This window comes from Brevundimonas denitrificans, from assembly GCF_030160755.1.
GTDB classification, from domain to species: Bacteria; Pseudomonadota; Alphaproteobacteria; order Caulobacterales; family Caulobacteraceae; genus Brevundimonas; species Brevundimonas denitrificans.
Genome location: NZ_BSOY01000014.1, coordinates 18,336 through 39,906, shown reverse-complemented (window position 1 = coordinate 39,906; position 21,571 = coordinate 18,336). Strand labels below are relative to the sequence as shown.

At 68.8% G+C, this 21,571-nt stretch carries 24 protein-coding genes; 15 read left to right on the top strand and 9 right to left on the bottom strand.

Translation table 11 applies throughout. The annotated features are described in order from the left end of the window. Positions 1–106 precede the first annotated feature (106 nt). Positions 107–796: a TorF family putative porin gene (locus QQJ79_RS05090; RefSeq protein WP_284221807.1), complete on the top strand. Its 690-nt coding sequence runs from the start codon at positions 107–109 to the stop codon at positions 794–796. Positions 797–803: 7 nt separating this feature from the next. Here the strand turns inward: QQJ79_RS05090 and QQJ79_RS05085 are convergent, their stop codons facing one another. Beyond that, on the bottom strand, positions 804–1,109 hold the full coding sequence (locus tag QQJ79_RS05085; RefSeq protein ID WP_284221802.1) for a CsbD family protein: 306 nt from the start codon (positions 1,107–1,109) through the stop codon (positions 804–806). Positions 1,110–1,468: 359 nt separating this feature from the next. Here QQJ79_RS05085 and QQJ79_RS05080 point away from each other — a divergent pair, with 359 nt between their 5' ends. Continuing rightward, positions 1,469–2,044 carry a DUF2239 family protein gene (locus QQJ79_RS05080; RefSeq protein WP_284221800.1) on the top strand — a complete coding sequence of 192 codons (576 nt, stop codon included), beginning with the start codon at positions 1,469–1,471 and terminating at the stop codon, positions 2,042–2,044. Between the two features lie 176 nt (positions 2,045–2,220). Here the strand turns inward: QQJ79_RS05080 and cobS are convergent, their stop codons facing one another. The 4 genes from cobS to QQJ79_RS05060 form a co-directional block, all read right to left on the bottom strand. Continuing rightward, entirely contained in the window at positions 2,221–3,225 is a 1,005-nt protein-coding gene (gene cobS, locus QQJ79_RS05075; protein ID WP_284221799.1) for a cobaltochelatase subunit CobS, read from the bottom strand. A gap of 11 nt (positions 3,226–3,236) precedes the next feature. Further along, positions 3,237–4,346, bottom strand: coding sequence for an FAD-dependent oxidoreductase (locus tag QQJ79_RS05070; RefSeq protein WP_284221798.1), 1,110 nt, complete (start codon positions 4,344–4,346; stop codon positions 3,237–3,239). A gap of 48 nt (positions 4,347–4,394) precedes the next feature. After that, positions 4,395–4,586, bottom strand: coding sequence for a hypothetical protein (locus tag QQJ79_RS05065; RefSeq protein ID WP_284221796.1), 192 nt, complete (start codon positions 4,584–4,586; stop codon positions 4,395–4,397). Between the two features lie 92 nt (positions 4,587–4,678). Next, entirely contained in the window at positions 4,679–5,350 is a 672-nt protein-coding gene (locus QQJ79_RS05060) for a J domain-containing protein (protein ID WP_284221794.1), read from the bottom strand. Between the two features lie 45 nt (positions 5,351–5,395). Between QQJ79_RS05060 and QQJ79_RS05055 the strand changes: the two genes are divergently transcribed. The 3 genes from QQJ79_RS05055 to QQJ79_RS05045 all read left to right on the top strand — a co-directional run bounded on the left by QQJ79_RS05055 (position 5,396) and on the right by QQJ79_RS05045 (position 8,274). After that, positions 5,396–5,704, top strand: a complete 309-nt coding sequence (locus QQJ79_RS05055; protein WP_284221792.1) for a BolA family protein — start codon at positions 5,396–5,398, stop codon at positions 5,702–5,704. 99 nt (positions 5,705–5,803) lie between these two features. After that, on the top strand, positions 5,804–7,624 hold the full coding sequence (locus QQJ79_RS05050; RefSeq protein WP_284221791.1) for a response regulator: 1,821 nt from the start codon (positions 5,804–5,806) through the stop codon (positions 7,622–7,624). Between the two features lie 134 nt (positions 7,625–7,758). After that, positions 7,759–8,274, top strand: a complete 516-nt coding sequence (locus QQJ79_RS05045) for an RcnB family protein (protein WP_284221789.1) — start codon at positions 7,759–7,761, stop codon at positions 8,272–8,274. A 56-nt stretch (positions 8,275–8,330) separates the two neighbouring features. Here the strand turns inward: QQJ79_RS05045 and QQJ79_RS05040 are convergent, their stop codons facing one another. Next, positions 8,331–8,936 carry a hypothetical protein gene (locus tag QQJ79_RS05040; RefSeq protein ID WP_284221788.1) on the bottom strand — a complete coding sequence of 202 codons (606 nt, stop codon included), beginning with the start codon at positions 8,934–8,936 and terminating at the stop codon, positions 8,331–8,333. 103 nt (positions 8,937–9,039) lie between these two features. On the opposite strand from QQJ79_RS05040, the gene QQJ79_RS05035 reads away from it, so the two are divergent. From QQJ79_RS05035 to egtB, 3 genes are all read left to right on the top strand, one after another. Continuing rightward, positions 9,040–10,017 carry a mechanosensitive ion channel family protein gene (locus tag QQJ79_RS05035; protein ID WP_284221786.1) on the top strand — a complete coding sequence of 326 codons (978 nt, stop codon included), beginning with the start codon at positions 9,040–9,042 and terminating at the stop codon, positions 10,015–10,017. Positions 10,018–10,021: 4 nt separating this feature from the next. Further along, positions 10,022–11,035 carry a threonine aldolase family protein gene (locus QQJ79_RS05030; RefSeq protein WP_284221784.1) on the top strand — a complete coding sequence of 338 codons (1,014 nt, stop codon included), beginning with the start codon at positions 10,022–10,024 and terminating at the stop codon, positions 11,033–11,035. A 98-nt stretch (positions 11,036–11,133) separates the two neighbouring features. Next, positions 11,134–13,293: an ergothioneine biosynthesis protein EgtB gene (gene egtB / locus QQJ79_RS05025; protein WP_348521775.1), complete on the top strand. Its 2,160-nt coding sequence runs from the start codon at positions 11,134–11,136 to the stop codon at positions 13,291–13,293. 59 nt (positions 13,294–13,352) lie between these two features. Here egtB and QQJ79_RS05020 read toward each other — a convergent pair whose 3' ends face one another. Both QQJ79_RS05020 and QQJ79_RS05015 read right to left on the bottom strand, forming a co-directional pair. Further along, complete coding sequence (locus QQJ79_RS05020; RefSeq protein WP_284221782.1) at positions 13,353–13,577, bottom strand: con-10 family general stress protein; 225 nt, start codon at positions 13,575–13,577, stop codon at positions 13,353–13,355. A 119-nt stretch (positions 13,578–13,696) separates the two neighbouring features. Further along, positions 13,697–13,858: a hypothetical protein gene (locus QQJ79_RS05015; RefSeq protein WP_284221781.1), complete on the bottom strand. Its 162-nt coding sequence runs from the start codon at positions 13,856–13,858 to the stop codon at positions 13,697–13,699. Between the two features lie 143 nt (positions 13,859–14,001). On the opposite strand from QQJ79_RS05015, the gene QQJ79_RS05010 reads away from it, so the two are divergent. Then, on the top strand, positions 14,002–14,283 hold the full coding sequence (locus QQJ79_RS05010) for a hypothetical protein (RefSeq protein WP_284221779.1): 282 nt from the start codon (positions 14,002–14,004) through the stop codon (positions 14,281–14,283). Between the two features lie 8 nt (positions 14,284–14,291). On the opposite strand, the gene QQJ79_RS05005 is transcribed toward QQJ79_RS05010, so the two are convergent. Further along, positions 14,292–14,993, bottom strand: a complete 702-nt coding sequence (locus tag QQJ79_RS05005) for an MBL fold metallo-hydrolase (protein ID WP_284221821.1) — start codon at positions 14,991–14,993, stop codon at positions 14,292–14,294. Between the two features lie 205 nt (positions 14,994–15,198). Here QQJ79_RS05005 and tig point away from each other — a divergent pair, with 205 nt between their 5' ends. The 6 genes from tig (at position 15,199) to QQJ79_RS04975 (ending at position 21,512) form a co-directional block, all read left to right on the top strand. Continuing rightward, positions 15,199–16,542, top strand: a complete 1,344-nt coding sequence (gene tig / locus QQJ79_RS05000) for a trigger factor (protein ID WP_284221778.1) — start codon at positions 15,199–15,201, stop codon at positions 16,540–16,542. Positions 16,543–16,683: 141 nt separating this feature from the next. Beyond that, positions 16,684–17,655 carry a hypothetical protein gene (locus QQJ79_RS04995; RefSeq protein ID WP_284221776.1) on the top strand — a complete coding sequence of 324 codons (972 nt, stop codon included), beginning with the start codon at positions 16,684–16,686 and terminating at the stop codon, positions 17,653–17,655. 94 nt (positions 17,656–17,749) lie between these two features. Beyond that, the gene (locus QQJ79_RS04990) at positions 17,750–18,721 is read left to right on the top strand and encodes a hypothetical protein (RefSeq protein WP_284221774.1); all 972 of its coding nucleotides are present in this window, start codon (positions 17,750–17,752) and stop codon (positions 18,719–18,721) included. Between the two features lie 62 nt (positions 18,722–18,783). After that, on the top strand, positions 18,784–19,710 hold the full coding sequence (locus QQJ79_RS04985) for a hypothetical protein (protein ID WP_284221772.1): 927 nt from the start codon (positions 18,784–18,786) through the stop codon (positions 19,708–19,710). 98 nt (positions 19,711–19,808) lie between these two features. Further along, positions 19,809–20,756, top strand: a complete 948-nt coding sequence (locus QQJ79_RS04980) for a hypothetical protein (protein WP_284221770.1) — start codon at positions 19,809–19,811, stop codon at positions 20,754–20,756. A 114-nt stretch (positions 20,757–20,870) separates the two neighbouring features. Then, positions 20,871–21,512 (top strand): ATP-dependent Clp protease proteolytic subunit, encoded by a 642-nt coding sequence (locus tag QQJ79_RS04975; RefSeq protein ID WP_284221819.1) that lies wholly within the window; start codon positions 20,871–20,873, stop codon positions 21,510–21,512. Positions 21,513–21,571: the final 59 nt, after the last annotated feature.

The following is a 21,571-nucleotide window of genomic DNA, read 5'->3' as shown; positions in this document are numbered from 1 at the left end:
TAAGGTTCGGTGATGGAACTCGGTTACCGCTGGTTAATCGTAACCGTACACGGAAGATTGCGCGTCCCTGTGCGACGGGTCGCCGGTGTGGAACGGGGCGTGGACCATGAAGTATCGAGTCATCGCGGCGGGTCTGGCGGCGCTGTGTGCGTCCAGCCTTCCGGCGCTCGCGCAGGAGGCGGGGCCGTGGTCCGTCGAGGGGCGTGTCGGCGCCGTCTCTGACTATCGCGACCGGGGCTATACCCTGTCCGCTGAGGAACCGGTGCTTCAGGGCGAGGCGACCCTGTCCCACGCTTCCGGCCTGTATGGCGGCGTCTGGGGCTCGGGCATCGAGGAATACGGCGTCGGGCCGGACGGGGACGGCGCGACCGTGGAGGTCACCCTGTACGCCGGCTGGGCCGGATCGGCGGGAGGCTTCGACATCGACCTCGGCGTCTGGTCCAACGTCTACCCCGACGGCGACGACGTGAACTATGTCGAATTCCCCGCGCAGATCGGCCGCACCTTGGGCGACGCGACCTTCAGCACCGGCGTCGTCTGGGCCCCGTCCCAGACCGGCACCGGCGACGAGGCCAACACCTGGGTCTGGACCCGCGCCGAATACGCGCCCGAAGACTGGCCCGTGAGCCTGCACGCCATGGTCGGCCATGAGGACGGCGGCTTCGCCCCCGACGGCAAGACCGACTGGCGCGTCGGCGTCGCGGCGCCGCTGGGCGCCTTCACTCTCGGCGTGGACTGGGTGGACAGCGACACCGAGGACAACGCCGTCGTCGCCTCGGTGTTCTGGGGCTTCTGAAGCGGTCCTAGCGGCGGCGGCCCAGGCCGCTGAGCAGCACGGCCAGACCGGCGACGATGCCGGTGGTCAGCAGCGGCTTGCGACGGGCGAAGTCGAGACCCTGACGCGCCCGGCCCTGATATTCGAGCGGCGCCTTCTCGACCAGGCCGTCCAGCCCGTCGATGACGCGGCCATAGGCGTCCAGCGCCCGGCCCTTCACCTCGTTGAGCTTGCCGTCGAGCTGCAGCTTCGTGTCGCCGGTCAGGCGGCCGAGGCCGGACTGGACCTTGCACTCGAGCTCGGCGGCGGCGCCTTCGATGCGTTGGTCGGTCATGAGGAAATCCTTGGTTTGAACGGGGCGGGGAGGCCTGAACCGGAAGTGCATGTCGGGATCGGTTGTTCCTGCGGCAAGGCGTCCGGGGCGAAGGAATTCGGCGCTTCCCGGTCGCGTCGATTGTATCCGGGTTATATTGACGGCGAGTGTTTGATCCGGGTAGAAAGCGGTTTCCCGAGGCGTGGGACGTAAAAACACCGTCCGAAGCGTCCGAAGCGTCCGAAGCGTCCGAAGCGTTCGCTCCATTCGCTGCGTCAGACTGATCCACCGCGTCCTCCCCGTCCGGCGCCGCCCGGCGCGCAGGATAGGACGCCCCTACGTCAGAACCGGACGCAGCCGCGTCCGGCCCGGAGCCCGCCATGTCCGCGTCCATCGACCTGCCCGTCGTCGTCTTTTCGGCCCACCGCCTGATCGCCCGCGGGCCGCTGGGGGCGGTGCTGGCCGATATCCGGGCGGCGGCCGAGGCGGAGACGGCGCCGCTGGTCATCGATCTGGCCACGGGGCGGGTGGTGGACCTGGACCTGCGCGGGACCGTGGACGAGGCCACCGCCCGGCTGACCCCGGCGCCGGAGCCGGAGAAGCGCGGTCCCGGCCGGCCGAAGCTGGGCGTCACGGCGCGAGAAGTCACATTATTGCCGCGCCACTGGGATTGGCTGGCCGGCCAGCCGGGTGGGGCCTCGGTCGCGTTGCGCAAATTGGTCGAGGGCGCGCTGAAAGAGGCCGAGGGGCCGGACCGGGCGCGGCGGTCCAAGGAGGCGACCTACCGTTTCATGACGGCGATCGCGGGCGATCTGCCCGGCTATGAGGAGGCGACGCGGATGCTGTTCGCCGGGGACTGGACGGCGTTCGACGCGGCGACGGAGGCGTGGCCGGAGGGGGTGCGGGAGACAGCGCGCGGGATGGCGGCGGGGGCGTGGCGGAACGGGGCTGGGTGAGCATTCCTTCTCCCCTTGCGGGAGAAGGTGGCGGCCGAAGGCTGACGGATGAGGGGTTTCTCTGACGGCGAGAGTCATCGACCGTCGGTGGCGCGCTCGCCGGCTCCGCCGGTGTGACCCCTCATCCGACCTCGCTTCGCTCGGCCACCTTCTCCCGCAAGGGGAGAAGGGTCGGCTTACCCCACCTTCACCCGCGTCGCCGCTTCCGGCAGGTCTTCCCCGAACGCCCGCTGGTAGAACTCCGCGATCGTCGGTCGCTCCAGCTCGTCGCATTTGTTCAGGAAGGTCAGGCGGAAGGCCAGGCCCACATCCCCCGCGAAGATGATCGCGTTCTGGGCCCAGGTGATGACCGTGCGCGGGCTCATGACGGTGGAGATGTCGCCGTTCATGAAGGCGTTGCGGGTCATGTCGGCGACGCGGACCATGGCGGCGATGCGGCGGCGGCCGTCGGCGTCCTGCCACTCGGGCACCTTGGCGGCCACGATCTCGGCCTCGACGTCGTGGTCGAGGTAGTTGAGCGTGGTGACGATGCTCCAGCGGTCCATCTGACCCTGATTGATCTGCTGGGTGCCGTGGTACAGGCCCGAGGTGTCGCCCAGGCCGATGGTGTTGGTGGTGCTGAACAGGCGGAACCACTTGTTCGGGCGGATGACGCGGTTCTGGTCCAGCAGGGTCAGGCGGCCCTGGGCCTCGAGCACGCGCTGGATGACGAACATCACATCGGGGCGGCCGGCGTCGTACTCGTCGAAGCACAGGGCGATCGGGCGCTGCAGGGCCCAGGGCAGCATGCCCTCGCGGAATTCGGTGATCTGCTTGCCGTCCTTGAGGACGATGGCGTCCTTGCCGACCAGGTCGATGCGACTGACGTGGCTGTCGAGGTTCACCCGCACCATCGGCCAGTTCAGGCGGGCGGCGACCTGTTCGATATGGGTCGACTTGCCGGTGCCGTGATAGCCTTGGACCATGACGCGGCGGTCGAAGGCGAAGCCGGCGCAGATGGCCAGGGTCGTCTGCGGGTCGAAGCGATAGGCGTCGTCGATCTCGGGCACATGGCTGTCGCGCTCGGTGAAGACCGGCACGACCATGTCGGAGTCGACGCCGAAAATCTCGCGCACGGTCGCCTTGCGGTGCGGTTCCAGGGTCAGCAGGGGATCGGGGGAGGCGTCGAGCGGGGAGGTCATGACCGCAGCGATTACCGCACCCTCACCGGGTGGTCGAGGCCCATGCCGACGCGGATGATGCGGTTCATCACAAAGGGCAGGCGGCTGAGCGCCGGTATGGCCAGACGGCGGATCAGATCCGCGCGCCCGGACCTGGCCCGGGCCGCCGCGGTCAGGGCGCGAACGCGGCGGACGACGGCCGCGTCGACGGGCTGACGGATGCGGCCGTAGTCGTCCAGCCGCCCGGCCTCTCCGGCCAGAAAATCGGCGGCGCAGGCGGCGAAGACGAAGGCGTCCTCTATGCCCAGATTCATGCCGCGCGCCCCGACCGGCGAGTGGATGTGGGCCGCGTCGCCGCCCAGGCACACCCGGCCGACGGTCATGGCCTCGACCATCCGGTGCGAGATGTGGAATCCCGATGCCCAATGCACCGTTCCGGCGGTCCAGCCCGTGGGCAGGTGCTCCAGCGGCGAGGGGCCGAAGCCGATCAGGCGAAAGGTGCGGCCCGAGAACGGCAGGCAGACGAACGGGCCGGTGGGCCGCAGGTCGATCCAGGCCTCGTCGGCGGCCGGACCGGTCAGATCGATGTCCAGAAGATGCCAGGGCTCGTCCCAGGCGTCGCCGGGGAAGTCGAGGCCCAGGGCCTTGCGGGCCGCCGAATGGGCGCCGTCGGCGGCGAACAGGATCGGAACGACGACGCCGGTCCCGTCCGACAGTCTCGCGGTGACCGCATCGCCGGTCTGTGACAGGCCGGTCAGGCCGAGGCGGCGCTCGACCGTCACGCCGAGGGCGGTCAGGGCTTCGGTGAGCAGGGCCTCGGTGCGCGCCTGGGGCAGGATGACCATGCCGTGGTCGGCGCCGAGGGCGGCCCAGTCGATGGTCAGGGTCGCCAGAGGCCGGCCCAGCCGGTGCAGCCGCAGGGCGCGGACGCCCTGGGCCTCCGCCTCGATGGCGGCGGTGACGCCCGTGTCTTCCAGCAGTTTCAGCGTGCGCGGATTGACGCCGAGCGCCTTGGACGTCCGCGTCGGCTCCGGCGCGGCGTCGATGATGCGAACCGGAACGCCGCGCCGTGTCAGGAACAGGGCCGCGGCCAGTCCCGTGGGACCGGCGCCGACGATCAGAACCTGGGCCGGGCGCGTCATGGGGAGAGTCTAGGCCCACGCCGGGACCGGCTCAATCGGGCAGGGGCTTCAGGCCGCCTCACTGGCGGCGCGGGTCGAGCGGCGACGCGCGCGGTCCCGCATGACGGCGTTGAACCAGACCCCGACCCCGGACGCCACGCCGTCCACATCGAACGCCTGCATGTCGCCGTCCCGCTCCCGGGCGAACCAGGCGGACAGGCGAATCTTGCGGTTGTTTCGTCTCGGGACCTTGCCGAACATGCGGTTAGCGCCTCCAAGCGCTGCGGTCCGGTCATAACCTGTTGGCGGGACAAAGGTTGCATTCGCGCGGAATACAGATTCCGCGAGTGCGCTCAGGCCAGCCCCGCCTTCTTCAGCGTCTTGTAGGCCTTGATGACGCTTTGCAGCTTGGCCTCGGCGCCGCGATCGCCGTGGTTCAGGTCCGGGTGGAAGCGCTTGAGCATCTCATGATAGCGCGCCTTGACGCCCGCCTTGCTGGTGCGGGCGTCGAGGTCGAGCACCGACAGGGCGGCCCGCTCCAGCTTGCCGAGGCGGAGCGTGTCCTCGCCGGCGGGTCCGGCCTGCTCCTTCATCCGGCGGCCGAACAGGCCGAAACTGTCCTGCCAGCTGCCGGCCCCCTTGGTGTTGGCCGTGCCCATCTTCGAGGCGAAGGCGGCGGCCTCGCGACTGAACTTGCCCGCCTTCATCTCCCAGGTCGGGCGGCCGCCGGTCATGGCCTCGTTTTCCTTGGCCGCGCGGACCTCGCCGTCGCTCATGCCGGCGTAGAAATTCCAGCCCTTGTTGTACTCGCCGGCATGACCCTGACAGAAGTCGTAGAAGTCGTTCAGCCGCTCACGCGACTTGGGCGCGCGCGCCGTCGCCGGCTTGCTGCAGTCCGGCCACTGGCAGCGGACCTCGCCGGGCTTGAGGTGCAGGACATCGGCTTCCGCCGCCGCCTCTTCGGGGCGCGGCGGTTTGATCCGCATGTCCTTGAAGCGGGGTTTGTATTCAAACTCGGATGACATCGGCGCAAGTGTAAGGTCGAATTGGTCACCAACAAGGACACACCCATGCCGGAAGGCCCGATTGCGACGATTATCCGGAAAAAACTGACGGCGGGCCTGTCGCCGGACCGGCTGGAGATCGAGGACGACAGCGCGCGGCACGCCGGCCACCATCACGAAGGCGGCATGGACGGGCGACCCGGCGGCGAGAGCCATTTCAACGTCACCGTGGTCTCGGCGGCGTTCGAAGGGCAGGGCCGGGTGCAGCGCCAGCGGGCCGTTACCGCCCTGCTGCGGGCCGAACTGGCCGGTCCGGTCCATGCCCTGTCGATCCGGGCGTTGACGCCGACGGAGGCTGAAACCCCGGCCGGCTGAAGTTCGTCGAACAATGATCGTGACAGAACGGTCACGTTCACCTCGTCTTAGAAGGTTCGCCCTAGCGTCCCGGTTGGGGTTTTTCAGGGGCTGGGCGCAATGGTTGAATCCGACGGCATCGGCAAGTCGGCGAGCGGCGAGCCCGGAGCCGGCGAGGCCGCGCAAGCCTTGCGCGCGATTCTCCAGACCCAATACCTCCGCTACCTGATCATCGGCACCTGGGCGCTGGGCCTGCTGGCGACGGTCGGCTTCGCCAGCGCGGCGCTGTGGTTCCTGGGCACCGTCGCCGCCGGCGCCATCCGGGGCGCGGTGGAAAAACGCATCAGCGACCGCGTCGGAACCGGCTGGGGGCTCGTATTCCCGGCCGTCGCGACCGCGACCACCGCCGCCTGGGCCACGGCGCCCCTGATCGCCTGGTACTCCGGCCATCCCTTCGGGCCCGCGCTCGCGGCGACCCTGCTGGTCTGCGGCTATGTGCTGGTGTTCTCGCAACTGCGCGCCTCGCCGCGGCAGGCCCTGGTCATCTCCTCGCCCTATGGCGTGGCCGCTTCGGTCATTCTGATCAGCATGTGGGGCGGCCCGCTGTTCTGGCCCTTCCTGTCGATCCTGCCGCTGGCCGGATCGGGTCTCGTGGTCCTGGTCATGATGACCATGCTGCGGGAAGAGCGGATCCGCGCCTTCCAGGAGCACCAGTCCCATCTGATCGAGGAGCTGGAGGCCGCGCGCGACAAGGCCAACGCCGCCAACGACGCCAAGTCCAACTTCCTCGGCGTCATCTCGCACGAGCTGCGCACGCCGATGAACGGCGTCCTGGGCGCCGCCCAGTTGCTCGGCGCGACCCGGCTGGAGCCGACGCAGCGCGAATATCTGTCGATCATCCGCAACTCGGGCGACAATCTCCTGAGCCTGCTCAACGACATCCTCGACATGACCAAGATCGAGGCCGGCAAGATGACCTTCGAGACGGTCGATGTGTCGATCGAGGATCTGCACAAGCGGGTGACCGGACCGTTCCAGGCCCAGGCCGAGGCCAAGGGGCTGACCTTCACCGCCCGCTTCGAGGGCGACATCCCGACCGTGGTGCGCGGCGACCCGCTGCGTGTCTGTCAGGTCATTCACAACCTGCTCTCCAATGCGGTGAAATTCACCGACAAGGGCGAGGTCTCCTATGTGGTTCGGGGCGAGCGGCTGGAGAGCGGTCGTGTCCGCTTCGACTTCGCCGTCACCGATTCCGGCGCCGGCATCGCGCCGGACGATCTGGCGCGGCTGTTCCAGCCCTTCACCCAGGTCGACGCCTCCTCGACGCGCCGCTTCGGCGGGACGGGCCTGGGTCTGACGATCTCGCGGCGCATGGCCAATATCATGGACGGCGACATCAGCGTGGTGTCGACCCTGGGCGAGGGCTCGACCTTCACCTTCACGGTCGAGGCCGATGTGGTCGAATGGACGCGTCAGGTGGCCGCCGAGCCGATCCATGCCGAGATCAAGGACGGCCGGGCGCTGAGCGTCCTCGTGGTCGAGGACCACCCGGTCAATCGCATGATCCTGGAAGCCTGGATGGGTTCCGCCGGCCATACCTCGGCCACGGCCGAGAACGGCCAGATCGCCGTTGAGGCCGCGGGCGAGCAGCGCTTCGACCTCATCATCATGGACGTGAACATGCCCGTGATGGACGGACTGACCGCCACGCGGGCGATCCGCGCCTGCGAAGGCCCGAACCAGGACACGCCCATCGTCGTCCTGTCGGCCTCGGCCCGCAGCGAGGACCATGCGGCGGGGCTGGACGCCGGGGCGGACGCCTATCTGAACAAGCCCATCGACTTCGCGGCCCTGGCCAAGGTCATGAGCCGCGTCGGCGGCGGCCGGACGGCCATCCGGGCGCTGGTGGACGCCGGCGAGACGACCGCCGCCGCCGCCTGATCGGGCCGCAATCGCGTTCAAAAGGCGACCGCCTTCTGAACCCCGGATGACCAGGGTCGTTCAGACCCGGCTCAACAGCCGCGTCCCAGAGTGCGGGCAAGTCGAACCCCTTCGGCCGCACCTGGAGACGTCTCATGAAGAAGATTCTCACCGCCGCTATCGCCGCGACGCTCGCCATGAGCTCGTTGGGCGTGGCCTCCGCCGCCGAGGCTCAATCGCGCGGCGCCTACGAACAGCGCCAGGATCGCCGTGACGATCGCCGTGACGACCGGGGCGACCGCCGCGAGGATCGTCGTGACGACCGCCGCGAGGATCGCAACGACCGCCGTGAATGGCGCCAGGACAATCGCGACGACCGTCGTGAGTTCCGTCAGGAGCAACGCGCCTACGGTCGCTGGCAGCAGTCGCAGCGCCGTTACAACGCGGGCCGCTACCATGCGCCGCGCGGCTATCAACAGCGTGACTGGTCTTATGGCCAGCGCATGCCGTCCTACTACCGCTCGGATCAGTACGTGGTGAACGATTACAACCGTTACGGCCTGCGCGCTCCGCCCCGCGGCTACCACTATGTCCGCAGCGGCGATGACGTCGTCCTCGCCGCCGTCGCCGGCGGCCTGATCAGCGCCGTGATCGCGGGCCTGTTCAACTAGGACACGCCGACCGCCTGAAGAGCGCCCCGCAGGGAAACCCGCGGGGCGTTTTCGCGTCAGCGGTCGGCGCCCCGCCATGCCGGGTCGCGTTCACCGGTCAGTCCGCACAACTGCAGAAAGCCGATCACCGCCGCCGTCCGGGCCGGCGTGGGCCGGGCCAGGAACAGCTGCGGGGCCGCCTCTGCGCGGGCCATCAGCGGCAGAACGATCCAGCGCTCGGGAAAGCGCCGCACGTCGATGTGCGGATCGGCCTTGAGATGGGGACAGTAACGCAGCGACCGGTCGACGCAGGCGCGGTGCAGGGGGGCGATGGCGCCCGCATCGACAAGGATCGCGTCATCCGTCAGGTCTGTCGGCAGCCTGTTGCCCCGCCCGTCCGCCCGCAGGCGACCGGCGGCCACCGGATGCGCCACCTGGGTCCAGCGGTCCTGCGCACTGGTCGGCCGGCCGCACATCGGGCACAGCATGTCCCTGACCGACAGCCGCTGCCGCACGGCATGGTTCTGGGAGTACAGCGGCTTGCCCTGACCGGGATTGCCGGCCTGAAGGATGGCCGGCGCGCCGCCGACGGACGGGCAGGGGCCTACCCCGAGGGACGGCTCGCCGGTCCAGCTGGTGACCCAGGGCACGTCCACGCCGACCTTCAGTGACGATGCCTTCATCGGAATCCCTCGCGCCGATCCTGCGCGCCCGCGCCGTCGCCGTCGAGCAGCGTTTGCGGACCGCCGGGGTTCCAAATCCGGGCGGAGACGTTAGACCCGGCGCATGGCGACGCGCATTCCCACCCTGAACGAGGCCCTCTCCGCCGGTGAAAAGGCCGTGGCCGTCGATACGGCCATGGTCGCCAAGATAACCGACATGGCCGGCGACCTCGCCGTCAATCTGTCGATCGCCGTCGTCATCCTGGTCGCCACCGTGCTGGCGTCACGATGGATCTCGGGGATCACGCGACGGATGTTGTCGCGGGTGCGGGGCTTCCGCCATGACCGCACGGTCATCAGCTTCATCGTTCAGGTGGTGCGGGTCGTCGTCTATATCGTCGGCTTCATCGCCGTGCTGCAGCGGCTGGGCGTCCAGACCACCTCGATCATCGCAGTCCTGGGAGCCGCCTCGCTGGCGGTGGGACTGGCGTTGCAGGGCACGCTGTCGAACGTCGCCGCCGGCGTGTTGCTGCTGGTGTTGCGCCCCTACAAGGTCGGCGACGTGATCGAGGTCGGCGGGGCGTCAGGCACGGTGCAGAGGCTTGATCTGTTCGTCACCCAGATGTCGAACGCCAACAATCACAAGATCGTCGTGCCCAATTCCAAGGTGCTGGGCGACGTCATCATCAACCTGACAGGCCAGAAGACACGGCGGATCGAGATCCTGTTCAGCGTCGGCTACAGCGCCAATCTGAAGCAGGCGAGGGCGGTTCTGGCCGGCGTCGCCGAGGCGCATGAAAAGGTCCTGCCGGATCCGGCGCCCTGGGCCGGGGTGACGAACCTGCTGGACAGCGCGGTGGAGGTGACCCTGCAGGCCTGGGTCGAGGTCGACGACTGGTGGCAGGTCAAGGCCGACCTGGTTCAGGCCGGCAAGGAGGCGCTCGACGCCGCCGGGGTGGAAATCCCCTTCCCGCATCAGGTCGCCGTGGCCTATGAACCGCCCGCGCCGGGTCCTGACCCGGTCGAAAAGCCGAAACCCGAACCTGAGCCCCAGACACCCGCGCCGGCCTCGCGCCGCCGCCGGCTGGGCCGAAAGGCCTGATTCCATGCGTTATGACTTCGGCTCCGACAACACCGCCGGCATGGCTCCCGCCGCGCTTCAGGCCCTGATCGCGGCGAATGACGGCTACGCCCGGGCCTATGGCGCCGACGACGTCACCGCGCGCGCCGCCGACCTTATCCGCCAGCGCCTGGACGCCGACGCGGAGATTCGCTTCGTCTTCTCCGGCACGGCCGCCAACGCCATCGCCCTGTCGATGCTGGCCTGGCCGCATGAGGCGGTGCTGGCGCACCACGCGGCCCATGTCTGCACCGACGAGACGGGGGCCCCGGGCTTCTTCGGCTCAGGCGTCGGCCTGATCGGCCTGCCGGGTCTGTCGGGCAAGATCGAGCCCGGGGCGCTGCAGGCGATTCTGGACGAGCCCGAGGTCGGCCACCGCCAGCCCCCGGCGGCGCTCAGCCTGACCCAGTCCACCGAATACGGGACGGTCTATACCGAGGAGGAGCTTCGCCATCTGATCGAGCCGGTGAAGCTGAAGGGCCACGGCGTGCACATGGACGGCGCGCGGCTGGCCAATGCCGCCGCGGCGGGTTTCGACCTGACGCAGATCGCCCGGCTGGGCGTCGATGTGCTGGTGTTCGGCGGGGCCAAGGCCGGGGCCAACTGCGCCGAGGCCATCGTCATGTTCGACCGGTCGCTGGCGCGCCGGATCGACAACCGCCTGAAGCAGGCGGGGCAGACCGCGTCCAAGACCCGCTTTCTCTCCGCCCCGATCCTGGGCCTGCTGGAGAGCGGCGACTGGGAAGCCGGCGCCGCCCACGCCAATCTGATGGCGCAACGGCTGGCGGCGGGCATCGCCACCCGCTCGGCCTTCGCCCTGGCCCATCCGGTCGAGGCCAATGCGGTGTTCGTGCGGATGCCGCCCGAGGCGCACCAGCGGCTGAATGACGCCGGCTGGGCCTGCTACCGGTTCGACGACGGATCGGTGCGGTTCGTCTGTTCGTGGGCGACCCGCGAAGAGGCCGTGGACGAACTTTTGCAGGCCATCGCAACGCTTTGAGCGCGACGTCATTGAACAGTCGCCATGCCCCACCTAGATAGAACAAAACGAGACCATTCTCGCCTGACGGCGATCGGTCCGGGGCCGGAGGGACTGACATGAACGCACCGTCGCGAATCGCCGATCGCACCGCCGACGACCTCATGGCCTACCGGGTCGTTCGCGCCGCCATGCCGATTCTGGCGGAGGGTCTGGGCCCGGAGGACCTTGCGGCCCAGTCCATGCCCGACTGCAGCCCCGGCAAATGGCACCTGGCCCACACCAGCTGGTTCTTCGAGGCCATGATCCTGGGCGAGGAGCCCGGCTATCAGCCGGTCGATCCGCGCTTCCAGACCCTGTTCAACAGCTATTATGAGGCGCTCGGGCCGCGGGTCGACCGTCCCGCGCGGGGCCTGATGACCCGGCCCTCGCTCGACGAGGTGCTGGCCTATCGCCGCGAGATCGACCGGCGCATGACCCGCTGGCTGGGCGAGGGGCCCACCGATGCGCGCCGCCTGTATCTGTTCACGCTGGGACTGAATCACGACCAGCAACATCAGGAGCTGTTCCTGATGGACCTGCTGAACCTGATGGCCCGCTCGCCGCTGGATCCGCGGGCCTATCCGGCTGAGCCGCGTTCACGTCCGCCGCAGCGGGCGCTCGGGGGGATCACCCGGTTCGACGGGGGTCTGGTCGAGATCGGACACGGCGGCGCGGGCTTCGCCTTCGACAATGAGGGGCCGGCGCACCGCGTCTGGCTGGAGCCCTACGCCCTGGCCAACGACCTGGTGTCCAACGCCGACTGGTTCGCCTTCATCGCGGACGGCGGCTACGCCCGGCCCGAGCTGTGGCTGTCGGACGGCTGGTCGACGGTTCAGGCCGAGGCCTGGGATGCGCCCCTCTACTGGCGCCGCGACGGCGACGGCTGGACCACCATGGGTCTGACGGGCCGCGCGCCGCTCGATCCGGCGGCCCCGGTCCGCCACATCAGCTTCTATGAGGCCGACGCCTACGCCCGCTGGGCCGGCAAACGGCTGCCGACCGAGGCGGAGTGGGAGCATGCGGTGCGCTGCCGCCCCGAGGCCTTCTCCAATGCCTTCGGGGAGGTCTGGCAGTGGACCGCCAGCGCCTATGCGCCCTATCCGGGCTTCCGGCCGACCGAGGGCACGGCGTCCGAATACAACGGGAAATTCATGGCCAACCAGATGGTGTTGCGCGGCTCCAGCTTCGCCACGCCCGAGGGCCATGCCCGGGTCAGCTACCGCAACTTCTTCTACCCGCATCAGCGGTGGGCCTTCACGGGATTGAGACTGGCCGAGGACGCGCCCGCGCCCCTGGTTCGCGCGACGGACCAGGGCGAGACCGCCCGGTTCCGCCGCGATCTGGTCGCCGGCCTGTCGCGCTCGCCCAAGGTCGCCTCGCCGAAATGGTTCTATGACGCCGAGGGCTCGAGCCTGTTCGAGGCCATCACCCGCCTGCCGGAATACTACCCGACGCGGCAGGAGGCGGCCCTGCTGCGGCGCGTCGCCCCGGACTGGGCGGCGCGTTTCGGGTCCGGCGCCGCCCTCGTCGAGTTCGGCTCCGGGGCCAGCGAGAAGACCCGCATCGTCCTCGACGCAGCCTCCGACCTCGGCGCCTATGTTCCGATCGATATCAGCGCCGACGCCCTCGACGCCGCTGCAGGCCGGATCGCCGAGGCCTATCCGGCTTTGACGGTGACGCCGCTGGTCGGCGACTTCCTTCATCTGGGCGCCCTGCCGGCCGGGATCGGGCAGGGCCGGCGGGTCGGCTTCTTCCCGGGCTCGACCATCGGCAATCTGGAGCGGGACGAGGCCATCGCCTTCCTGACGGCGGCGCGCGGCCTGCTCGGCCCCGACGCCCTGTTCATCCTCGGGGTCGATCTGGTCAAGTCGCCGGAAACGCTGATCGCCGCCTATGACGATTCCGCGGGCGTGACCGCCGCCTTCAACCGCAATCTTCTGGTCCGCGCCAATCGCGAACTGGGGGCCGGGTTCGATGTGGATTCCTTCGCCCATCGCGCGGTCTGGAACGCTACGGCGTCGCGGATGGAGATGCATCTCGAGGCGACCCGCGACATGACCGTTCTGCTCGACGGCCGCCGCATCCCGTTCCGGCGCGGCGAGACCATCCATACGGAGAGTTCGCGGAAATACACTGAGGACTCGGTGCGCGAGCTGGCCGAGGCCTCCGGCTGGACGGTGGCCGGATTCGAGACCAATCCCGACCCTTCCGTGGCCCTGGCGCTGCTCGAAGCCTGAAATCAAAAAAGGCGGCGACCGGTGCGGTCGCCGCCTTTTCGGATGGATGGCCGGGTCGGCTATTCAGCGACGGGCGGCGTGGTGCGGGGGCGGGCGCCGTGGGAGGCCTCGCCGCCCTTGCGGCCGGCCTGGGCGGCCAGGCTGCGGTCCTGGGAGAAGCTGCGCTTTTCGCTGGGGACGCTGGCCCCGCCCTTGCGGGCGATCTCGCGCTGCCGTTCCGGATCCATCGAGGCGAAGCCCCGCTTGGAGACGCCGGAGGCTCGAGTGGGCTGACCTTGAGCCATTGGAGGTTCCTTTCGTGGCGACGATGACGGTTCGGGGGATGAACCCTCCGCACCGTTTCCGGTTCCGGATGCGCGGTCACACAATTGCGAGCGAATCACAGGGTTTGGACGAGAGCGGCTCACTTTTCGTCATACGGTCGGGCGTCGCCTTCGCCGCCGCCGCCCGGGTCCTGTTGCGGAATTTCGTCGGGCACGCCGGACGGGTCGATGTCCGGTCCCGGCGTCTCGGGCGGCATGATTTCCGGCTGGCCGCCGGGGCTGTCAGGCTCGATAAAGGTCATGGCTGTTCTCCATCCTGACAGGAGAACGCGGCGGCGGCCGGCGCCGTTCAATCACGATTGGACGTCGTCCCATGTTCGGCGGAACCGGGGCGGCGGGGCGGGATTGAGGCAGGCCGGATCCCCTGCAACGGAACGCCCTCGCCATGACCGAACCCTATAACGGACAGACCTTCGCCGACGACATCGAGGCGGACGTCGACTCGCCCTCGGCCCGCCTCGATCGGGAGGCTGACGCCATCCTTTTGGAAGGCGACCGCCAGCCCCGTCCCCTGCGGCGCGCGGTGCGGGAGGATGCGGGCCTCGTACGCGACTGGGGGCGGGAGCGGGCTGCCCGTCTGCGGGGGACGGTCGAGGCCGAGCCTCTCAAGGCGACGCTCTATGCGCTCGCCCTCGGCGTAATGATCGGCATGCTGGCGGCGCGCTAGGCCGGGGCTCAGGACGGCCCGGTCGCCGGACGGGCGATCGGCGTCCCGCGCATGGCGGCGTCCGACACGAACGGATTGCTGCGCCGCTCGGCTCCGAAGGTCGAGGTCGGACCATGGCCCGGCACGAAGGTGACGTCGTCGCCCAGCGGCCAGAGCTTGGTGGTGATGGCGTGCAGCAGGCTGGCGTGGTCGCTGCGCGGGAAGTCGGTGCGTCCGATGGACCCCTGGAACAGGACGTCCCCCACCTGGGCGAAGCGGGCCTCGCGGTTGAAGAAGATCACATGGCCCGGCGTGTGGCCGGGGCAGTGCCGGACCTCCCAGGTCGTCTCGCCCAGGGTCAGCACATCGCCGTCGGCCAGCCAGCGGGTCGGGGTGAAGCTCCGCGCCTCGGGCAGGCCGTACATCTGGCCCTGGGCCGGAATGCCGTCGATCCAGAACTGGTCGTCGGGATGCGGGCCGATGATGTCCAGCCCGGTCTTCTCCTGCATCTCGGCGGCGCCGCCGGCGTGATCGAGGTGGCCGTGGGTGATCCAGATGGCGTCCAGAGTCAGCCCCTGCTTCGCCACCGCGCCGAGCAGGCCGTCGACCGAGGCCCCCGGGTCTATGATCGCGGCCTTCAGCGTCTTGCGGCACCAGACGAGGGTGCAGTTCTGCTGCAGGGGCGTCACCGGAAAGACGGCCACGCCGATGGGGGAGGGGGAGGAGCTCATCCCGGCTGGATAGCGCGCCTCGGCGTCGATCGAAACCATGCTTCGTCCGCGTCTCACGTTGACCTTTCGGACGGTCATCGACATAAGGGCGGGCTTCAAAGGCGCCGCCTCCCCGGAAACGGATTTGGGGCGGCCCTTTTTGTTTTACCCACACAGTGCAGCGCCCGCCCCAAAGGCGCCGCCCCAGAGCGTCAGAATCCCGGCCATGCAAGTTGTCGAAAAGTCCAACGAAGGTCTCAGCCGCGTCATCGCGGTGACCATTCCCGCCGCCGAGCTGAACCAGAAGCTGGACGCCAAGCTGAAGGAAGTCGCGCCGCAGATGAAGCTGAAGGGCTTCCGTCCCGGCAAGGTCCCGGTGTCTCACGTCAAGAAGACGTTCGGCCGCGACCTGATGGGCGAGATCGTCAATGACGCGCTGAACAGCTCGAGCCAGAAGGCCCTGGACGACGCCAAGGTGCGTCCGGCCGCGCCCGCCGAGATGAAGCTGACCTCGGACATGGACAAGGTCATCGCCGGCACGGAAGACCTGGCCTACGAAATGGCCCTGGAGGTGATGCCCGACTTCACTCCGACCGACATCAAGAAGCTGAAGCTGGCCCGCCCGACCTATGAGGCGACCGACGCCGACCTCGACGAGGCCCTGACCGAACTGGCCGGCCAGGCCAAGTCCTATGAGGACAAGAAGGGCAAGGCCGTGAAGGCCGCCGAGGGCGACGAGGTCACCATCGACTTCCTCGGCAAGCTGGACGGCGAACCCTTCGAGGGCGGCGCCGCCGAGGACGCGCAGCTGGTGATCGGCTCCAACCGCTTCATCCCGGGCTTCGAGGAGCAGCTCAAGGGCGCCAAGGTCGGCGACGAGAAGGTGCTGAACGTGACCTTCCCGGCCGACTACCAGGCCGCCCATCTGGCCGGCAAGGCTGTGACCTTCGAGGTCAAGGTCAAGGCGATCAAGGCCGAGGCCCCCGCCGTGATCGACGAGGACTTCGCCAAGCGCATCGGCATCGAGTCGCTGGACAAGCTCAAGGAGCTGCTGCGCACCAATCTGAACCAGCAGTACACCGGCGCCGCCCGCTTCAAGCTGAAGCGCGCCCTGCTGGACGCCCTGGACAAGGCCCACGACTTCCCCCTGCCGCCCAAGATGGTCGAGGCCGAGTTCGACGGCATCTGGCAGCAGGTCCAGGCTGACAAGGAAGCCGGCCGCCTGCCGGAAGACGACGCCAAGAAGTCCGAGAAGAAGCTCAAGGACGAGTATCACAAGATCGCCGAGCGCCGCGTGCGCCTGGGTCTGGTGCTGGCCGAGATCGGGCGCGCCAACAACGTCCAGGTCACCGACCAGGAACTGAACAACGCCATCATGAACGAGGCCCGCAACTACCCGGGCCAGGAGCGTCAGGTGCTGGACTTCTATCGCCAGAACCCCAACGCCGCCGCCCAGATGCGCGCCCCGATCTATGAGGAGAAGGTCTGCGACCTGATCTTCGACACCGCCAAGGTGACCGACACGCCGATCAGCAAGGAAGAGCTGCTCAAGGAAGACGACGACCTCTAGGTTCGACGTCCAGCCCGACTATCCCGCCCCGCCGCGACCCCGTCGCGGCGGGGTTTTCGTATTCGGGAACCTCCGGGGCGGATATTTCCGACTGGCCTGAACGCTGGTACGCTCCGTGTCCAGTCAGTCCGGGACACGCTCATGTTGTACGCCCTTTTGGCCGCCGCCTTGCTGGCGTCGCCCCAGGCCGCCCAGACGCCGCCTCCGTCGCAGGACCCGGTCCGCCTTGAGGACGTCGTGGTCGACGCGCAGCGGCTGGAGGACACGACCGAGGCCTATGTCGACCAGGTCGCCGCCCCGGCGCCCCGGCGGGGCCTGGCCCGCTGGAAGGACGGCATGTGCGTGGGCGTCGTCAATCTGGAGACGGAGACAGCCCAGTACCTCGCGGATCGGGTCTCGGACGTGGCCCGCAGCCTCGGCCTTCGGGCCCACGAGCCCGAGTGCCACCCCAGCGTCCTGATCGTCGCCACCAGCGATGGCCCCGGCTTCACGGAGCAGTTCGTGGCGATGCGCCCGCGGCTGTTCCGCGTCGGCGCGGCGGGCATGGACCGCGGGTCCGCTGAACTGCGCGATTTCATCAGCGAGGATCGGCCGGTCCGCTGGTGGCATGTCAGCCTGCCGGTGGACAGCGAGACCGGCCTCCCGGTGGTGCGTCCACCGGGATTCGTGGCGGGTTCAGGAACGGGCGGCGGGGGGCGGGATGCGACATCCGCACAGGAATATGCACCGATCACAGCCATCCATGCCGCGTCGCGCCTCACCACCCAATATGTGGACGTCCTCAAGCGCGTCTTCATCATCGTTGATGTCGATCAGCTCAACGGCGCGAACATCCAGCAGCTTGGCGACTATGTGGCCATGGTGGCCATGGCCCAGATTGACCCCGACGCGGACACCAGCCGTTTCGACACCATCCTGAACCTGTTCGACGATCCGGCGACGGCGCCGACAGGTCTGACCGGCTGGGACCGGGCCTATCTGGAAGGTCTCTACGACGCCGGTTCCGAGACCCACCGCATCAACCAGCGCGCCCAGGTCCAGGCGGTCGCCTCGGCCATCGCCAGCGCCTACCGCGGCAGCGCCGCCGAGCCGGAAGACCTCGAACAACCCTGAGGCCTGAAAGCCCGGTTCCGGTTCGCCGCGCGCCGTATTCCCAGCAGGTCGGAACGCTGGTATGTAACGTGTATCTTCAAGCGGAGACACGTCGATGTTGTATGCCCTTCTGGCCGCCGCCCTGCTTGCGTCGCCCCAGTCCGCTCCGGCCGCCCGGACGCCGCCTGCCTCCCAGGACCCTGTCCGGCTGGAAGACGTCGTGGTCGACGCCCGGCGGCTTGAAGACACCGCCGAAGCCTATGTTGATGAAGTCGCCGCGCCGGCGCGCCGCCGCGGGCTTGCCCGCTGGAAGGACGCCGTATGCATCGGCGTGGCCAATCTGGAGCCGGAGGCCGCCCAGTATATTGTCGACCGGGCTTCCGACGTCGCCCGCGGCCTCGGTCTTCGCCCCCGCGAACCCGACTGCGACCCCAGCGTCCTGGTGATCGCCATAAGCGACGCCGCCAGCTTCACCGAGGACTTCGTCGCCCGCCGCCCGAGACTGTTTCGCGTCGGCGGCGCCGGCATGGATCGCGGCGGGGCCGAACTGCGCGATTTCATCGGCGACGACCGGCCCATCCGCTGGTGGCATGTCAGTCTGCCGGTGCACCGCGAAACCGGTGGGGCGGCCGTGCGTCTTCCCGGCGACGTTTCGGGCAGCGGGGCGGTCACCGGCGGACCTTCCGCCCAGCAGTATGCGCCGCTGAGCCGCGTCAGCGCCCCCTCCCGCCTCAACGACGACACCGAGGACGTGCTCGCGCGGGTCTTCATCATCATCGATGTCGATCATCTGAACGGCGCCAGTCTGCAGCAACTGGGAGACTATGTGGCCATGGTCGCCATGGCCCAGGTCGACCCCGACGCCGACACCGGCCGGTTCGACACCATCCTGAACCTGTTCGATGATCCCGCGACAGCGCCGACGGGCCTGACCGGCTGGGATCGGGCCTATCTGGACGGCCTGTACGACCCTCGATCGGAAACGCATCGCGTCAACCAGCGGGCCCAGGTGCAGGCGGTCGCCTCCGCCATCGCTGCCGCCTATCGCGGCAGCGCCCCCGACCCTGAGGACCTCGAACAGCCCTGATCCTGCGCGATTGACGGCGTGCAAGGCCGGGGTCAGGGTTCAGCGTCGCCTGGGAGGGCTGGATGTCCCTGTTTGTCGCCATCGCCGCGCTCGCCCTGGGCGCCCTGGAGGATTCGGGCGGCCAGGAGCCCGCTGCGCCGCAGACGCGGCCCGTGCCTTCCGCCGTCGGGCAACTCGAAGACATCGTCGTGGAGGGCACGCTCGAGAGCCGGGTCCGGGCGTTCGTTGACGAGATCGTCGCGCCGCCCAAGGGCCGGTTTCTCGCGCGCTGGCACGACCGGCTGTGTCCGGGCGTCGTCAACCTGGACCGGGAGGCCGCGCAGGCCGTCGCTGACCGGATCGGAGACCTTGCGGCCTCACTCGACATCGATGTCGGCCGTCCCGGCTGCGACCCCAATGTCGTGGTGATCTTCACGACGGAAGCGGCCGGGCTCGCCACGGCGATGGTCGAGCGGGACCGCCGCATCTTCGACCATCCGCAGCTGGGAGCCTTCAACCGCGGCGACGTCGCGTTGGAGCACTTCATGACCTCGGACGCCCCGGTGCGGTGGTGGCACCTGAGCATGCCGGTCGATCCCCTGACCGGCCTGCGCACGGTTCGGCTGGGTGAAGACCTTCAGCCGCGACAGCCTGTGGCGGCGGAGGGGCGCCTGGGCGTGTCCACGGTCGACGTCCTGTACAAGGCGATCATCATCGTCGACGTGGACCGGCTGGGCGGGGCGGACTTCAGCCAGGTTGCGGACTACATCGCCATGGTCACCCTGGCGCAGATCGAGCCTGAGGCGGACATCGCCGGCCAGCCGACGATCCTCAACGTCTTCCGGCAACCGGATGTCGCGCCCGGCCTGACTGAATGGGACCGGTCCTATCTGGACTCGCTCTACGCCTCCATTTCCCGGCGGCGGAACCCTGGCAGTCGTACATCCGAGGTCGTCAACCTGATGGTCCGTGACCAGCGGCAGGATCCGGAACCCGCCGAACAGCCCTAGATCGGACCCGCGGACTTCGCGTTTAGATGGTAGCAAACGGGATTGACCCGTTTGTGTGGCGGAGTCAGTGTGGACAGGCTGTCTCAGTGGGGGTTGTCATGCCGTCGTTGCCCGTCGTTCTGTCCCTGACCTTCGCGCTCGCGGCTGGTGCAGCCTCGGCGCAGGAGCCTCCCACCCGGCAGCCGCCGACGCGGCCTTCTGCCCAGCTGGACGACGTGGTCGTCGAGGGCCGTCAGCTGGAAAACCTGGTCCGGAATTTCGTCACCGAGGTCTCCCAGCCGGCCAACAATCGCGGCCTGGCGCGGTGGAACCGGCCGATCTGCGTCGGCGCGGTCAACCTGCGCAATGACGTCGGTCAGTATGTCGTCGACCGTATCTCCGACGTCGCCCGCGAACTGGAGGTCGAGGCGGGCGAGCCCGGCTGTCGGCCCAATATCCTGATCGTGGCCGCAGACGACGGCGCGGCCCTGGCATCGGCCATTGTCGAGGACCGGCCCCGCAATTTCGACCTGCGTCACAACGGCACCGACGCCGGTACGCGGGCGTTCCGGAATTTCCGGACCGGCGAGCAGCCGGTGCGCTGGTGGCAGATCAGCATGCCGATCAACGCCGAGACGGGCGATCGCGCCGTAAGACTCCCCGGCGACATCGATCCCGCGACCGGCCAACCAGCCGCGCCGACCATTCATGTCTTCGCCGCCTCCCGCCTCCGCACCCAGATCCGCGACGACATGGTGCGATCGGTCATCATCGTCGATGTCGAGCGGCTGGCGGGCGCCAACCTGGTTCAGCTGGCCGACTATCTGGCGCTGGTGGCCCTCGCCCAGGTCGACGCCGAGGCCGACACCTCGGCCTTTCCGACCATCCTGAACCTGTTCGCGGACCCGGCGTCGGCGCCGGCGGGCCTTACCGACTGGGACCGGTCGTATCTGACCGCGCTCTATGAGCACGACCAGTTCCGCATCAACCGCAACAGCCAGGTCCGCGCCGTGGCCGAGGCCGTAATCCAGGATCGGCGCGAGGCGGCGGAGACCGCGTCCGAGTGATCCGGCATTCCTGACGCCATCGCGCCTTGCGTCAACGGTTCGGCAACGCGATATCCTGTCCAACAGGGGGAGCGACCGGTGAGTCGCACCCGAATGCATCCCGAGAAGGCCGAAATGCGCGATCCCATCGAACTGATGAACATGAACCTCGTCCCCATGGTGGTCGAGCAGTCCAGCCGGGGCGAGCGCGCCTTCGACATCTTCTCGCGCCTGCTGCGCGAGCGGATCATCTTCCTGACGGGGCCGTTCGAGGACAGCATGGCCTCGCTGATCTGCGCCCAGCTGCTGTTCCTTGAGTCGGAGAACCCGAAGAAGGAAATCAGCATGTATATCAACAGCCCCGGCGGACAGGTGTCGTCGGCGCTCGCGATCTACGACACCATGCAGTACATCCGTTCGCCGGTGTCCACCGTGTGCATGGGCATGGCCGCCTCGGCCGGTTCGCTGATCCTCACCGCCGGAGCCGCCGGCCAGCGCGTGGCCCTGCCGAACGCCCGCATCATGGTGCACCAGCCCTCGGGCGGCTTCCGCGGCCAGGCCTCGGACATCGAACTGCACGCCGCCGACATCCGCTACACCAAGCGCCGCCTGAACGAGATCTACGTCCACCACACCGGCCGGACCTATGAGGAGGTCGAGAAGACCCTCGACCGCGACCACTTCATGAGCGCCGAGGAAGCCAAGGCCTGGGGCATCGTGGATCACGTCTACGACCGCCGCGAACAGGCCGAGAGCGACGGCGTCAAGACCGTCTGATCCGCACCCGCCGCCGGCAAGTTGAGAAAGGGCGCGTCGTGACCGGCGCGCCCTTTTCC

Coding starts and splice junctions, on each gene's coding strand:
- QQJ79_RS05090 (WP_284221807.1), top strand. CDS start 107: ATGAAGTATCGAGTCATCGCGGCGGGTCTGGCGGCGCTGTGTGCGTCC.
- QQJ79_RS05085 (WP_284221802.1), bottom strand. CDS start 1,109: ATGACCGACCAACGCATCGAAGGCGCCGCCGCCGAGCTCGAGTGCAAG.
- QQJ79_RS05080 (WP_284221800.1), top strand. CDS start 1,469: ATGTCCGCGTCCATCGACCTGCCCGTCGTCGTCTTTTCGGCCCACCGC.
- cobS (WP_284221799.1), bottom strand. CDS start 3,225: ATGACCTCCCCGCTCGACGCCTCCCCCGATCCCCTGCTGACCCTGGAA.
- QQJ79_RS05070 (WP_284221798.1), bottom strand. CDS start 4,346: ATGACGCGCCCGGCCCAGGTTCTGATCGTCGGCGCCGGTCCCACGGGA.
- QQJ79_RS05065 (WP_284221796.1), bottom strand. CDS start 4,586: ATGTTCGGCAAGGTCCCGAGACGAAACAACCGCAAGATTCGCCTGTCC.
- QQJ79_RS05060 (WP_284221794.1), bottom strand. CDS start 5,350: ATGTCATCCGAGTTTGAATACAAACCCCGCTTCAAGGACATGCGGATC.
- QQJ79_RS05055 (WP_284221792.1), top strand. CDS start 5,396: ATGCCGGAAGGCCCGATTGCGACGATTATCCGGAAAAAACTGACGGCG.
- QQJ79_RS05050 (WP_284221791.1), top strand. CDS start 5,804: ATGGTTGAATCCGACGGCATCGGCAAGTCGGCGAGCGGCGAGCCCGGA.
- QQJ79_RS05045 (WP_284221789.1), top strand. CDS start 7,759: ATGAAGAAGATTCTCACCGCCGCTATCGCCGCGACGCTCGCCATGAGC.
- QQJ79_RS05040 (WP_284221788.1), bottom strand. CDS start 8,936: ATGAAGGCATCGTCACTGAAGGTCGGCGTGGACGTGCCCTGGGTCACC.
- QQJ79_RS05035 (WP_284221786.1), top strand. CDS start 9,040: ATGGCGACGCGCATTCCCACCCTGAACGAGGCCCTCTCCGCCGGTGAA.
- QQJ79_RS05030 (WP_284221784.1), top strand. CDS start 10,022: ATGCGTTATGACTTCGGCTCCGACAACACCGCCGGCATGGCTCCCGCC.
- egtB (WP_348521775.1), top strand. CDS start 11,134: ATGAACGCACCGTCGCGAATCGCCGATCGCACCGCCGACGACCTCATG.
- QQJ79_RS05020 (WP_284221782.1), bottom strand. CDS start 13,577: ATGGCTCAAGGTCAGCCCACTCGAGCCTCCGGCGTCTCCAAGCGGGGC.
- QQJ79_RS05015 (WP_284221781.1), bottom strand. CDS start 13,858: ATGACCTTTATCGAGCCTGACAGCCCCGGCGGCCAGCCGGAAATCATG.
- QQJ79_RS05010 (WP_284221779.1), top strand. CDS start 14,002: ATGACCGAACCCTATAACGGACAGACCTTCGCCGACGACATCGAGGCG.
- QQJ79_RS05005 (WP_284221821.1), bottom strand. CDS start 14,993: ATGAGCTCCTCCCCCTCCCCCATCGGCGTGGCCGTCTTTCCGGTGACG.
- tig (WP_284221778.1), top strand. CDS start 15,199: ATGCAAGTTGTCGAAAAGTCCAACGAAGGTCTCAGCCGCGTCATCGCG.
- QQJ79_RS04995 (WP_284221776.1), top strand. CDS start 16,684: ATGTTGTACGCCCTTTTGGCCGCCGCCTTGCTGGCGTCGCCCCAGGCC.
- QQJ79_RS04990 (WP_284221774.1), top strand. CDS start 17,750: ATGTTGTATGCCCTTCTGGCCGCCGCCCTGCTTGCGTCGCCCCAGTCC.
- QQJ79_RS04985 (WP_284221772.1), top strand. CDS start 18,784: ATGTCCCTGTTTGTCGCCATCGCCGCGCTCGCCCTGGGCGCCCTGGAG.
- QQJ79_RS04980 (WP_284221770.1), top strand. CDS start 19,809: ATGCCGTCGTTGCCCGTCGTTCTGTCCCTGACCTTCGCGCTCGCGGCT.
- QQJ79_RS04975 (WP_284221819.1), top strand. CDS start 20,871: ATGCGCGATCCCATCGAACTGATGAACATGAACCTCGTCCCCATGGTG.